A 13,295-nucleotide genomic window follows, 5' to 3' on the forward strand; every position below is an offset into this window, starting at 1 on the left:
GCGTCATCCCTTGACCGCGCCGAGCATCACGCCGCGGACGAAGTACCGCTGGACGAAGGGGTAGATCGCCAGGATCGGCAGGGTGGTGAGCACGATCGTCACGGCCTGGAGGGTGGCCGCCGCCTGGACCTTGTCGGCGTCGGCCGCAGCCGACTCGGCGCTCGTGGCGCCCGCGATGAGGTTGCGGAGGTAGACGGTGACCGGCAGCAGATCCTGCTGGTCGATGTAGAGGAACGCGGTGAACCACGAGTTCCAGAAGGAGACGGCGTAGAACAGCACCATCGTGGCGATGATCGCCTTCGACAGCGGCAGCACGATCCGCAGCAGGATGCCGTACGTGTTCAGCCCGTCGACGGCCGCGGCCTCCTCCAACTCGCTCGGCAGACTCTCGAAGAACGCCTTCATGACCAGCAGGTTGAACACGCTGATGGCATTGGGGATCACCACGGCCCAGATGGTGTTCTTCATCCCCAGGCTGGTGACCAGAACGTAGTTGGGAATCAGGCCGCCGGAGAAGAACATGGTGAACAGCGCGACACCGATGAGTAGTGGGCGCCCCTTGAGCTGCGGCTTCGACAGGACGTACGCGTAACACGTGGTCAGCACGATCGAGATGAGAGTGGCGACCACCGTGTACACCACCGTGTTGCGGTAGTTCGTCCAGAACATCGCGTCCGACATCAGCAGCTTGTACGCGGTCAGGTCGAACCCGCGCGGGACGACGCTCACCTTGCCGGCGATGATGTACGCCTCTTCGCTGAGCGAGCGGGCCACGATGTTGAGGAACGGGTACAGCGTCACGACCACGACGCCGAGCAGGACGACCGTGTTGACCACCCGGAAGATCCGGTAACCCCGGCTGTCCACCGGCCCGCGCGTCTTCGGGGCGTCGATCTTCGTACCGAGGGTCACCACAGGCTCGTCCCCACCGTGCGACGGGAGATGACGTTCGCCGACAGGACGAGGATCAGCCCGATCACCGCCTCGAAGAGGCCGATGGCGGCCGCGTAGCTGAAGTTGCTCGACTGGAAGCCCATCCGGAACAGATAGGTGGAGACCACGTCGGCGGTCGGGTACGTCAACGGGTTGTAGAGCAGCAGGATCTTCTCGAACCCGACCGCCAGGAAGCTGCCGATGTTGAGGATCAGCAGGGTCACCATCGTCGGACGGATGCCGGGCAACGTGACGTGCCAGGTCTGCCGCAGTCGGCTGGCGCCGTCGATCCGGGCGGCCTCGTACAGGTCCTCGTCGATGGTGGTGAGAGCCGCGAGGTAGAGGATCGTGCCCCACCCGACGGTCTGCCAGACCTCGGACGAGACGTAGATGGTGCGGAACCACTCAGGTTTCTGCAGGAACGCCACCGGGTCGCCACCGAACAGGTTGACGAGTTGGTTGGCCGTGCCGTCGATCGAGGTCAACTGCATGACCATCGCCGCCACGATCACGATCGACAGGAAGTGCGGCAGGTAGGACACCGACTGGACGAACCGCTTGAAGCGGCGGGCCCGGACCTCGTTGAGCATCAGCGCCAGCACGATCGGCAGCGGGAAACAGAACAGCAGGGTCAGCGTCCCGAGTACCAGGGTGTTGGTGAACACCTCCCAGAACGTCGGGTCGGTGAGGAACATCCGGAAGTAGCGCAGCCCGACCCAGTACTCACCGAAGATGCTGCCGCCCGGCTTGAACCGGCGGAAGGCGATGATGTTGCCGAGCATCGGCAGGTACCGGAAGACCAGGAAGAACAGCAGCGGCAGGATGGCGAGGGAGTAGAGCTGCCAGTCCCGGCGCAGTGCCTGCCGCCAGCTGCGACCGCGCCGGGGTGAGCGCGGGGCAGGGCTGTGCGGCTCCTGCGGAGAACGCGGCGGCGCCGGCGGTGGAGGGCGCAGGGTGGATGTCATCCTCGACCTCCTATGCCGACTGTCGAACAGCCACGAGGGGCTCGACCCGCACCGAGGTGAGCAGTTCCCGGTCGTAACCGACCTGGCGCTCGGTGCCGACCAGCCGCAGCGGCAGGGCCGCCGCCACATCGCCACTCGACCGGCCGAACCGCAGCTCGACGTCGCCGGGCTCGACGATCCGCCGGCCGGACAGCCCGGTGAACGACGCGACGTCGGCCGGTACGCCGAACGTCACGTGCGCCGCCTCGCCGGGCGCCAGCGGCAGTCGGGCGTAGCCGATCAGCCGGACCACCGGACGGGTGGTCTGCGCGACCGGATCGTGCAGGTAGAGCTGCACGACCTCGGTGCCGGCCCGCTCGCCGGTGTTGGCGACGGTGATCCGGACCCGCACCTCGCCGTCTACCGGCCACCTCGCCGGTGCGTCGCGCGTCTCGTCCGCCGGCTCGACCACCGTCGCGTCGGACCACTCGAAGGCGGTGTAGCTCAGGCCGTGGCCGAACGGGTACGCCGGGGTCGGGTCGATCGAGGAGACCTTGTTGCGCTGACCGAGCGGTGGTGCGAGGTAGGTGCTCGGCATGCCGCCGGCGTCGCGGGGAACACTCACCGGCAGCCGCCCGGAGGGGTTCACCGCGCCGGTGAGCACTTCGGCGAGCGCCTGCCCGCCGAGCTGACCGAGGAAGAACGCCTGCACCACGGCCGCCGCGCCGTCGAACTCCGGGCCGAGCGCGTAGGGGCGGCCGGTCATCAACACCAGGACGACTGGCGTGCCGGTGGCGAGGACAGCCCGGACGAGGTCGGCCTGCACGCCGGGTAGTCGCAGGTCGACGGCATCGCAGCCCTCACCGGAGGTGCCCCGGCCGAACATTCCCGCCCGGTCGCCGACGGCCAGCACGCACAGGTCGGCGGCGGCGGCCGCGGCGACCGCGGCCGCGATCCCCGAGGTGTCCTCGCCGGTGATGGCGCACCCCGGCTCGTGGGTGAGCATCGGGACGCGTCGGGCCAACTCGTCGCGCAGTGAGGGGATGTCCAGGCCGAGCCCGAATTCGCTGTGGTGGACGCCCACGTGGTTGGGGAACGAGTAGCAGCCGAGCATGGCCATCGGGTCGTCGGCGGCCGGGCCGACCAGGGCGACCCGGCTGCCCACGGGCAGCGGCAGGACGCCGGTGTTGCGCAGTACGACGACGGACTCCCGGGCCAGGCGTACGGCGATGTCCTGGCTGGCCTCGTCGTCGAAGCGCAGGGACGCCACGTCGTCGGGCAGCGTCTGCCAGCCCTCGTCGAGCAGGCCGACCTCGATCTTCTGGATCAGCACCCGACGCAGCGCGCAGTCGATCAACGCCTCGTCGACCTCGCCGCGGCGCGCCGCCTCCACCAGCGGTTCGCCGAAGGCGTCCACAGTGGGCAGTTCGACGTCGATCCCGGCCCGCAGGGCGAGCCGGGCCGCGTCGGCGGCGTCCCCGGCGACTCCGTGCAGGGTCTGCAGGAACCGTACGGCGAAGTAGTCGGCCACCACGGTGCCGGTGAAGCCCCACACGTCGCGCAACAGCCCGGTCAGCAGCCCACGGTCGGCCGCGACGGGCAGGCCGTCGATCTCGGCGTAGGAGTTCATCACCGAGCGGGCGCCGCCGAGGCGCAGCGCCATCTCGAACGGCGGGAGGATGACATCGGCCAGTTCGCGGCGGCCCATCGGCACCGGCGCGAGGTTGCGTCCGCCCCTGGAGGCGGAGTAGCCGGCGAAGTGCTTCAGCGTGGCCACCACGCCGGCCCGCTCCAGGCCCCGCACGTACGCGGCACCTGTCGTCCCGACCAGGTAGGGGTCCTCGCCGATCGTCTCCTCGGTACGGCCCCAGCGGTAGTCCCGGGTGACATCCAGGACCGGGGCGAGACCCTGGTGCACTCCGGCGGCGCGCATCGACTGCCCGATCCGGTCGGCCATCGCCTCCACCAGGTCGGGGTCGAAGGACGCGCCCCAGCTGAGCGGCGTCGGGTAGACGGTGGCCCGATACGCCGCGAACCCGGTGAGGCACTCCTCGTGCACCTGCGCCGGGATGCCGAACCGACTGGCGGCCACGATCTGCGCCTGCGAGGCCGCCAGCGACCGGGCACCGAGCACCGGGTCGACCGGTGCGGTGCCGAACGGGCGGGTGAGCTGGCCCAACCCGTGCTGGATGACGGCGCTCCACTGCGGCAACTCGCGGATCATGTCCGATTGGTGCGGTGCGACGCCCTCGCCGCTGGCCTCGGCACCGACCCAGACCCCGACGAGCTGGGCGATCTTCTCTTCGAGCGACATCAATGGCAGGAGCGCCTCGGCCCGCTCAATCGGCGACAGCCGCTGATCACGCCACGGCGCGACGCCGCCGTCCCCGAGCGACTGACTTCTCATGCCATGACCCCTTAGCTCCGGCCACATCCCCGTGCCCTCGTGGAACCAGCTCCGTGGCGGACGTTTCTCACGATCCGAAACTTTCCGGAAACCTGCGTAACCTTTTCGGCAACCTAAGTGCCCCATCGATGCCTGTCAAGAGTCTCAATCGGACTGCCAGGGGGTGTTTCCTGCACACGGTGACTCCACAATCAGCGCTCGGTCGCCGATGAGCCGCCCGGGGACCCGCGAATGGGCAAGCCGACTGCGACACCGGCTGGCGTGAACGTCTCATCGTGTTAAGGTCGCCGAAACTTTCGGATGTTGTATGAGGCTGCGATGACAGAGCACCGCCCGCTCGACCCACCCGCCTCCACCACCATCGCGACCATCGCCAACGATGTCGGCGTCTCGGTCGCGACCGTGTCCAAGGTCCTCAACGGACGCGGCGATGTCGCCCCCGGCACCAGAGCCCGCGTGGAAGCGAGTCTCGATCGCCACCAGTACCAGCGCCGTGCCCGGCGACACGCGACCAGCGGCGGCCGGGTGGATCTCGTGTTCCACGAGTTCGACACGGGCTGGGCGATGGAGATCCTGCGGGGCGTCGAGGCGGTGACCTCCGCTGCCGGCATCGGGCTGCCGGTCGCCCAGCTCGACGGCGCGCACCGCCCGCCGGCACGCTGGCTGGAGGCGTTACTCGCCGACCGTCCCCTGGGCGTGGTGTTCGTCCTCTCCCACCTCGCCGAGGCCCAACAGCAGCACCTGCGCCGGCAGGGCATACCGTTCGTCGTCGTCGACACCGACAGCGCGACCTCGGCCTCCGTGCCCACCGTCGGGTCGAACAACTGGAACGGCGGCCTACTCGCCGCCCGGCACCTGCTGGAGCTGGGGCACCGCCGGATCGCCATCATCTCCGGGCCACCCGACGTGCTGTGCAGCCGCGCCCGCGCCGCCGGCTTCCAGTCGGCCCACGACGAAGCCGGGATCGCCGTCGACCGCGAGCTGATCCGCTACGGCAGTTTCTCCGCCGGAGCGGGGCACGCCCACGGACTGCAACTGCTCCAGCGGCCGGACCGACCCACGGCGATCTTCGCCGGGTCGGACATCCAGGCCATGGGGGTGCTCCGGGCCGCACGCCAGTGTGGCCTGCGGGTGCCCGAGGACCTTTCAGTGATCGGGTACGACAACCTGCCGGTCTCCGCCTGGACCGACCCGGCCCTCACCACGATCAACCAGCCGTTGCGTGACATGGCCGGCATCGCCACCCAGATGTTGCTCGACCTGACCAGGGGCAACGAGCCGGCGACCAGCCGGATCGACCTGGTGACCGAGCTGGTCGTCCGGGAGAGCACCGCTCCGCCCGCCAACCCGCACTGACCCGGCCCCTGCGAGGACCCGTGCCCCACTCCGCCCTCACCTTCGACGAGCTCCAGCGGTACGCGCCCGAGATCGCCGAGCCCGACGACTTCGACCAGTTCTGGCGGGACACGCTCGCCGAGGCGGCCGACGTGCCGGTGCTCGTCGACGTCCATCCCGAGCCCACCGACCTGCGGCTGCTCGACTCCTGGGATGTCACGTTCGCCGGCTTCGGCGGGGACCCGGTACGCGCCTGGTACACCCGGCCGGCCGGCGTTCGAGAGCCGCTGCCGGCGGTGGTCGAGTACGCCGGCTACGGCCGCGGCCGCGGCCTGCCCCACGAACGGCTCACCTGGCCGGTGGCCGGGTACGCGCACCTGCTGATGGACAACCGGGGTCAGGCGGGGCAGTACGGCGCCGGGGACACCGCCGACCCGCACGGCGCGCCCGGCGGGCCTTCGCCGGTCACCTGGGGGATTCTCGATCCGCGGACCTACCACTACCGCCGTCTGATCACCGACGCGGTGCGGGCGGTCGAGGCGGTCCGCGCGCTGCCGGGGGTCGCGGGTGACCGGGTCACCGTCGTCGGTAACAGCCAGGGTGGCGGCATCGCCCTGGCGGTGGCCGGTCTCGTCGACGATCTCAGCGCGGTGCTGACCACCGCCCCGTTCCTCTGCGACATGCGCCGGGCCGTCGCACTCACCGACCTCGCGCCGTACGGGGAGATCGCCCGGTACCTGGCCGTGCACCGGGAAGCCGAGGAGGCGGTGTGGCGCACCCTGCCCTATGTCGACGGGGTGAGCTTCGCCCGCCGCGCGACGGCACCGGCGCATTTCGGGGTCGGCCGGCGCGACACCGTCTGCCCACCGCGAACCGCCTTCGCCGCCTACAACCACTACGGTGCCGCGAACGGGAGGCCGGTCCCACCCGAGCGGGAGATGCACGTCTACCCGTTCAACGGCCACGAGGGCGGCGAGGCCGTCCACGTCCGACGTCAGCTGCGCTGGCTGGGCACGGTGCTGCACCCGGAGCGCGGAGGTGAACGCTGACCGACGCCGGCCGGACCGGGCGCGGCGCGGGACGGTGGACGCCCGCCAACGCCGACCCTCGGCGGGCGTCCACCACCGCGGGGCCGGCTCCGATGTGCGCGTCGCCGCTCCCGCGGGCTCTCGGACCCGGACCGCCCCGCTGCCCCGCTGATCCCGCAGACCGAACCGAACGGGGCGGCGACAACTGTGGTAATCGACCTTGGTGGATGTGGAGTATGTCAGCGCCATTGATCGACGAGCAAGAATTTCCGGAAGAATTTCGAGAAGCGGGCCGGGCCGGGTAGCGGCGCAGGATGTGGCTGCCCAGACGGCGGTTTATTGGCACACAGCAGCGTGCCCTGCCGCATCGTCGGATAGATCCATCGAGCAGCAGGGCACCGCAAGTTCCGGAACTTGTCTCGCAACGCTTATCGAGTGGCGCGGCAGCGCGGCCAGCCCTCGGCGAGTTGGTTGGTCACTGCTCCACGGCGTGGTAGAGCCGGCTCACGGTCTCGGCCACACAGACGGGCTTGCCGCCGCTGTCGCTCTCCACGGTGACCGTCACGACCAACTGCACGCCGCCGCTCACCGGCGACACGTCGGCGATGGTGGCGGTGGCGCGTACGGCGGCGCCGACCCGGAGCGGCGCGGGGAAACGCACCCGGTTCAGCCCGTAGTTGACCCCCATCGCCACCCCCTCGACCCGGTAGAGCCCGCCGGCCAACGCCGGCAGCAGCGACAGGGTGAGATACCCGTGTGCGATCGTCCCGCCGAACGGCCCCGCCGCGGCGCGAACCGGGTCGAGATGGATCCACTGGTGGTCGTCGGTGGCGTCGGCGAAGAGGTCGACGCGGCTCTGCTCGATGCGCTGCCACGGACCGGGTCCGAGGCTCTCACCGGTCGCGGCGGCCAACTCCTCGAATGAGGTGAACACTCTCATGCCGGGTCTCCCTGCAGCTAGAAGGCGTTGACGCCGGTGAGCGCGCGTCCGATGAGAAGTTGCTGGATCTGACTGGTGCCCTCGTAGAGCGTGGCGACCCGGGCGTCCCGCAGGTACTTGCCGACCGGGTACTCGTCGATGTAGCCGTACCCACCGAACACCTGGACCGCATTGTTGGCCGCGCGGACCGCGGCCTCACTGGCGAAGAGCTTGGCCATCGACGCCTCGGTGGCGAACGGCTGGTCGCGGTCGATCAGGTCGGCCACCTGCCACACCAGCAGCCGGGCGGCGGCGGTGTCCACCGCGATGGCGGCGAGCAGTTGTTGGACGAGTTGGTGCCCAGCGATCGCCTTGCCGAACTGGGTGCGCTGCCCGGCGTAACCGACAGCCGCGTCGAGGCAGCCCTGGGCGATGCCGACACACCCGGCCGCCACCGACATCCGACCCTTGGCGAGGGTGGCCAGGGCCAGCCGGAATCCGCCGCCCTCGGCACCGAGGCGGGCCGTGTCGGGCACACGCACCTCGTCGAAGCCCAGCTCGCCGGTGGCCTGACCGCGCAGGCCGAGCTTGCCGTGGATCTCCCGTCGGGTCAGCCCCGGGCTGTCGGTGGGCACCAGGAACGCGCTGATTCCCCGGTGCCCGGGGCCTCCGGTGCGGGCGAAGACCAGCGCGACATCGGCGGTGGTGCCGTTGGTGATGAACGTCTTCGTGCCGGTGAGCAGCCAGTCGGTGCCGTCGCGGACCGCGCGGGTACGCAGTGCCGCCGCGTCCGAGCCGCTGTCCGGCTCGGTCAACGCGAAGCAGCCGAGCGCGCTGCCGGCACAGAGCTGCGGCAGCCACTCGGCCCGCTGCTCGGCTGTCCCGTGCGCGGCGATCGACTTCGCGACCAGGCCGAGGGAGACCGAGACGATGCCGCGCACCGCGGAGTCGCCCCGGCCAAGCTCTTCCAGCACCAGGCAGTACGCGAGGTGGTCGCCGCCGGAACCGCCGTCGGCCTCGGCGATGGTCAGCCCCAGGAAGCCCAGGTCACCGAGCATGCCGACGATGGCGGGGTCGACCGATTCGCGGCGATCCCAGGCGGCCGCGTGCGGCAGCAGCTCGCGGTCGGCGAACTCGGCGGCCAACTGGCGGACCGCCGCCTGCTCGGCGGAGAGGGTGAGGTCCATGACGCTCAAACTAGCGGTGATAGTTTAACGCGTCCAGACCGGACGGTCACCTGTCGGAGGCCAGACCGACGTGCCGTTCGGCGGTGAACGCGCGGGCCAGCTCGGTACGCGAACGGATGCCCAGCCGGTGGAACACGTTGCGCAGGTGGTGGTCGACCGTACGGGTGGAGAGGAACATCCGGGCGGCGATCTCCCGGTTGGTGGCGCCCTCGGCGACCAGCTCGGCGATCCGCAGTTGCTGGCCGGTCAGCAACCGTGCCGCGGGCAGGTCGGGCGGACCTATCGACTCCCCGGCCGCCCGCAGCTCCGTGGTGGCCTGCTCGGCCCAGCACTCCACCCCGAGCAGGCTGAACATCTCGCGGGCCTGGTGCAGGTGCGCCCGTGCGTCGCGAGGGCGTCGACTGCGGCGCAACTCCTGGCCGAAGAGCAGTTCGGTGCGGGCCCGCTCGAACGTGCCGGCCTCCGTGGGGTGCAGGCGCAGCGCCGCCCGGAAGTCCCGTTCCGCCTCGGCGCCGCCCCGGGGGGCGAGCAGCGCGTGGCACCGCGCGGACAGGGCCCGGCGCAGCGGGCTCGCGGTGCTGCTGGCCCACCTGTCGAACGCGGCGAGCGCGGCCGTCGCCGCCGGCCGGTGCGCCAGGTGCGCCGCCGCCTCCACCAGGTACGGGGTTGCCATCACCTGTACGAGGACCTGACCTCGACCGGTGCCGAGCCGGGCCAGCGACGCCAACCGGTCCGCGGCCTCGGCGTGCCGGCCGTCGACCAGGTCGAGCACCGCGAGGGCCCACGCGGCGAGCGCGTGCGGACGGCTGCCCGGCGTCGGTGACTCGCCGATCTCGCGGATCCGCCGCAGGCTGGTGTCCCGGTCGGCCCGGATCGCGGCGAGGACGGCGAGCATGCCCAGATGGACATTGGCGTAGTTGACCTGGCCGGTGGCACGGGCGACGCGCAGCCCGTCGCGGGAGGTTTCTGCCGCCGCCTCGTGTCGACCCAGCCAGTACTCGGCGACCGCCCGCAACTCCAACGCGCGCGGCAGCATGGACAGCTCGCCCCGTTCCCGGGCCAGCTCGACGGCGCGCTCGGCGAGCCGGTGGGCCGCGCCGTCCACAGCCACCAGCAGTCCGGCCGTCGCGGCGCAGCTGAGCGCGGTGGGGGTCAACGCCGAACCGGTCAGCCGGCCCCCCAGCACCACGGCGCGGCGCAGCGCGGGGCCGGCTCGCTCGTGGTCGCCCCGCAGGGTCGCCGCCACCCCGGAGATCAGACAGCCCATGAGTTCCAGGGCCGGCGGGTCGTTCGCCCGCCGCAACGCCAGCGCCCGGCGGCCGACCTCGGCGTACCGGTACTGGTCACCGGCGAAGCAGACGGCCTCGCCGGCCCGGACCAACCCGGACAGCGCCAGGGCGCGGTGAGTGCTGGACACCGTCGCGGCGGACGCCAGCAGCATGACCGACGCATTCGACGCCGTACCACAGCGCAGCTCCAGCTCACCGCGGAGCAGGTCGGCGGCCCCGCGAACGACCGGGTCGGCGCAGACCGCGCGCAGCCGGTCGAGTAGCAGCCGGGCCGCGTCGGGTTGTCCCCCGGCCCAGGCGTACCGGGCGGCGGTCAGCAGACGGGCGGCGGCCAGCTTCGGATGATCGCTCAACTCGGCGGCCCACCGCAGGGCCACCGAGGCGGCGGACCAGCCGTCGGAACCGCCGACCGCCGCCTGTTCCAGTTCGGCGGCGAGGGCCGGATCGGCACCGGCCGTCGCGGCGGCGAGGTGCATCGCCCGGCGGAGCCGCTGCCCGTCCGTGACCAGCACCTCGGCGAGCAGTCGATGCGCCGCACGGCGCTCCGCGAGCGGCGCGCTGGCCGCGATCATCGTGCGCACCAGCGGCTGCGGAAAGGTGACACCCCGTTGCTCGACGCGGACCAGCCCGGCGACCTCCGCCGGGGCGAGCGCCTCGACCTCGGCGCCGGCGGCCGCCGCGGCCCGGATCAGGGTGCCCGGCTCGCCGTCCTCGTCGAGCGCGGCGAGCAGCAGCACCCGTCGGGTCTCCGGTGGCAGCCGGTCCAGTCGGGCGCGGTACGCGCGAGCCAGCGCTCCGTCCGCCGGCGGCGCGGCGGGCAACGACTCCTCCCCCCGCCACTGCCCCGCGCTGAGCACCTCGGCGAGGTCCACCAGGGCCTGCGGGTTGCCGCCGCCGATGGTGGCCACCGCGGCCAGGGCCGATGCGGCGGGCCGCTCGGGGAGCCGGTCGACAGCCTCGCGTTCGGTCAGCCGACGGAGCCGGTCGGTGAGGACGCCTGTGCTCTCGTGCTCGGTCAGCGCGCGCAGACGGTGTGCCGGTATCCCGTCCAGGTTGGCGGTGACGTCCGCGGTGAGCAGGACGGCGAGCGGCAGGTGCCGCAGTCGGCGGGCCACGAACGCCAGCACCTGCGCGGTCTGCGGGTCACCTCGGTCGATGTCGTCCATGGTGGCGAGCATCGGCCGGTCCCGGGCGGCGGCGGCGAGCAGCCCGAGCACCGCCATCGACAGCGTCAGTTGCCGGTCGGAAGGGCAACCCTCGCCGGCCAGCGCGCGCCGCAGCAACTGGCGCTGCTCGGTGGGCAGGGTGGCGACCCGGTCGAGCACCGGGTCGACCAGACGTTGCAGGCCGGCGTACGGCAGCGCGGCCTCCTCGGCGAGCCCGCTGCCGGCGAGCACGGTGCAGCCCTCGGCGTGCCGATGGGCGTAGCCGATCAGCTCGGTCCGGCCCGATCCGGGCTCTCCACGCAACAGCAGAGCACCGCCGGCGCTGGTCATTCCGTCGAGAAGGCTCCGGACAGCCCGGCACTCGTCGTCCCGGCCACGCAGCACGGTTAGTTGCACTCTTGATGCAGTAACCATGCCTGCCAGTGTTACCCATCGGAAACCGAATGGAAAGAGGGGGCGATATCGGGCCGGGCCGCAATCAGTCGGGCGCGACCTCGGCCAGCAGGGCGCCCACGGTCCGGGACATCACCGCGCGGGCCTGGTCCACGCCCAGACCGAGCCCGTAGCGCAGCATCGACCAGGCCTGCCACGTGCTCGCCGCCACCAGGGCGTTGAGCAACTGCTCCCGACCTTGCCCGGCCTCGGCCAGCTCGACGGCGAAGAGCTCCTCGACCTCGTCGCGGACCCGTTCGATGTGCTTGAGACGGTTGCGGTGCAGCTGCTCGGAGACCGGCTCGCGCATCTGGGCGGCCCGCGCCGACGGTGCGATGAGCTGGAGCAGCCGAGCCCGCTGCCGGCAGTACGCGTCGACCCGCTTCGCCAACGGCAGCCCGGGCGAGATCGGCCGGTGGGCGGCGTCCTGCTGGCGCAGCACCTCCGCGCCGCTCGCCTCGAAGAGCGTCTCCATGTCCTTGAAGTTGGTCCACAGGGTGCGCAGCGAGATGCCGGCCCGTTCGGCGATGCGCTCCCCGGTCGGGCGGAGGTCGCCCTCGGAGATCAGCGCGAGGTGCGCCTCGACGATGGCCGCGCGGGTCCGCTCGGCGCGGGCGGTGCGCCCGTCGACCCGGCCCGCCACATCGACCCCGTCCATCCGCCCCCGCCCCTTCACCGCCATGGCGTCCCCCGACGCACCGCCGAGTCTAGACAGGCGTTGATCAGCGGTCCCGGACGCTCGGCCGACGTCGTCATCCGGCCCGGCCGGTCAGCGAGACGCCGCCGTCGCAGACGATGGTCTGCCCGGTGATCCAGGTGGCGTCGTCGGAGGCGAGGAAGGCGACCGCGCCTGCCACGTCCGACGGCAGACCGAGGCGCCCGAGCGGGTACCGCTCGGCAACCTCGCCCTCTCGCCCCTCGTAGAGGGCGGCGGCGAAGCGGGTCTTCACCACGCCGGGGGCGACCGCGTTGACCCGGACCGTCGGCCCCAGCTCCACGGCGAGGCCGGCGGTGAGGTGGTTGAGCGCGGCCTTGCTGACCCCGTAGAAGGCGATGCCGGGTGACGGGCCGAGCCCGGCGATCGACGAGACGTTGACGACGCAGCCGCCGCGCTCGGCCATGCCGGCGGCGCAGACCTCCTGCACCCAGCCGAGCGCGGCGACCACGTTCACGTCGAGGATCTTGCGGGCGGCGGCCAGGTCCAGCTCGGCCAGCGGGCCGTGTACGGGGTTGATGCCCGTGTTGTTCACCAGCAGGTCCACCGGCCCGAACGCCGCGCTCACCTGGCGCACCGCGGCGGCCCGGTGCCCGGCATCGTCGGCCCGACCCGGCACCGCCAGGGCGTGTGCCGGACCGCCCAGGCTGGCGACCGCCTCGGCCAGCCCCTCGGGGCGGCGGGCGGTCAGACCCACCCGTGCGCCCTCGGCGACCAGGCGCTGGGCGACGGCCAGACCGATCCCCCGGCTGGCACCGGTGACGATGGCGACCCGGCCCGCGAGCCGGCCCGAATATGCATTCACGGTGCAGATAGTAGGAGCGTCGATCGGTATCGGTCAACGCCTCGGACGATCGGCCGGCAGGCCGCGCCAGCAGCACGCGCGCAGCCGTCCGACCGGGCGCGGCCACGCGGGGCCACGCCCGGTCGGACGTCGGGG

At 71.9% G+C, this 13,295-nt stretch carries 10 protein-coding genes; 2 read left to right on the forward strand and 8 right to left on the reverse strand.

Features of this window, described 5'->3' with window-relative positions; all coding sequences use genetic code 11:
• Positions 1-3: 3 nt before the first annotated feature.
• Genes ACQP0U_RS17910 through ACQP0U_RS17920 form a run of 3 tightly spaced genes read right to left on the reverse strand, consistent with a single transcriptional unit; the run spans position 4 to position 4,284 of the window.
• Positions 4-912 (reverse strand): carbohydrate ABC transporter permease, encoded by a 909-nt coding sequence (locus tag ACQP0U_RS17910; protein ID WP_433308463.1) that lies wholly within the window; start codon positions 910-912, stop codon positions 4-6.
• The gene (locus tag ACQP0U_RS17915; protein WP_433308465.1) at positions 909-1,898 is read right to left on the reverse strand and encodes an ABC transporter permease; all 990 of its coding nucleotides are present in this window, start codon (positions 1,896-1,898) and stop codon (positions 909-911) included. Before ACQP0U_RS17915 ends, ACQP0U_RS17910 begins: the two co-directional genes overlap by 4 nt.
• A gap of 10 nt (positions 1,899-1,908) precedes the next feature.
• Positions 1,909-4,284 carry a glycoside hydrolase family 3 N-terminal domain-containing protein gene (locus tag ACQP0U_RS17920; protein WP_433308467.1) on the reverse strand — a complete coding sequence of 792 codons (2,376 nt, stop codon included), beginning with the start codon at positions 4,282-4,284 and terminating at the stop codon, positions 1,909-1,911.
• A 318-nt stretch (positions 4,285-4,602) separates the two neighbouring features.
• Here ACQP0U_RS17920 and ACQP0U_RS17925 point away from each other — a divergent pair, with 318 nt between their 5' ends.
• Together ACQP0U_RS17925 and ACQP0U_RS17930 are read left to right on the forward strand one after the other, a co-directional pair.
• Positions 4,603-5,640 (forward strand): LacI family DNA-binding transcriptional regulator, encoded by a 1,038-nt coding sequence (locus ACQP0U_RS17925; protein ID WP_433308469.1) that lies wholly within the window; start codon positions 4,603-4,605, stop codon positions 5,638-5,640.
• 20 nt (positions 5,641-5,660) lie between these two features.
• Complete coding sequence (locus ACQP0U_RS17930; RefSeq protein WP_433308470.1) at positions 5,661-6,668, forward strand: acetylxylan esterase; 1,008 nt, start codon at positions 5,661-5,663, stop codon at positions 6,666-6,668.
• A 454-nt stretch (positions 6,669-7,122) separates the two neighbouring features.
• Here the strand turns inward: ACQP0U_RS17930 and ACQP0U_RS17935 are convergent, their stop codons facing one another.
• From ACQP0U_RS17935 to ACQP0U_RS17955, 5 genes are all read right to left on the reverse strand, one after another.
• A complete protein-coding gene (locus ACQP0U_RS17935) occupies positions 7,123-7,587 on the reverse strand; it encodes a MaoC family dehydratase (protein ID WP_433308472.1) in 465 nt (154 codons plus the stop codon).
• A 17-nt stretch (positions 7,588-7,604) separates the two neighbouring features.
• Positions 7,605-8,753 (reverse strand): acyl-CoA dehydrogenase family protein, encoded by a 1,149-nt coding sequence (locus ACQP0U_RS17940; RefSeq protein ID WP_433308474.1) that lies wholly within the window; start codon positions 8,751-8,753, stop codon positions 7,605-7,607.
• A 46-nt stretch (positions 8,754-8,799) separates the two neighbouring features.
• Positions 8,800-11,622 (reverse strand): LuxR C-terminal-related transcriptional regulator, encoded by a 2,823-nt coding sequence (locus tag ACQP0U_RS17945; protein WP_433308476.1) that lies wholly within the window; start codon positions 11,620-11,622, stop codon positions 8,800-8,802.
• Positions 11,623-11,686: 64 nt separating this feature from the next.
• Positions 11,687-12,298: a TetR/AcrR family transcriptional regulator gene (locus ACQP0U_RS17950; RefSeq protein ID WP_433308478.1), complete on the reverse strand. Its 612-nt coding sequence runs from the start codon at positions 12,296-12,298 to the stop codon at positions 11,687-11,689.
• Positions 12,299-12,392: 94 nt separating this feature from the next.
• Positions 12,393-13,160, reverse strand: coding sequence for an SDR family oxidoreductase (locus tag ACQP0U_RS17955; RefSeq protein WP_433308480.1), 768 nt, complete (start codon positions 13,158-13,160; stop codon positions 12,393-12,395).
• Positions 13,161-13,295: the final 135 nt, after the last annotated feature.

It is taken from the genome of Micromonospora sp. CA-269861, assembly GCF_050948505.1.
In the GTDB taxonomy this organism is placed as follows: Bacteria; Actinomycetota; Actinomycetes; order Mycobacteriales; family Micromonosporaceae; genus Micromonospora.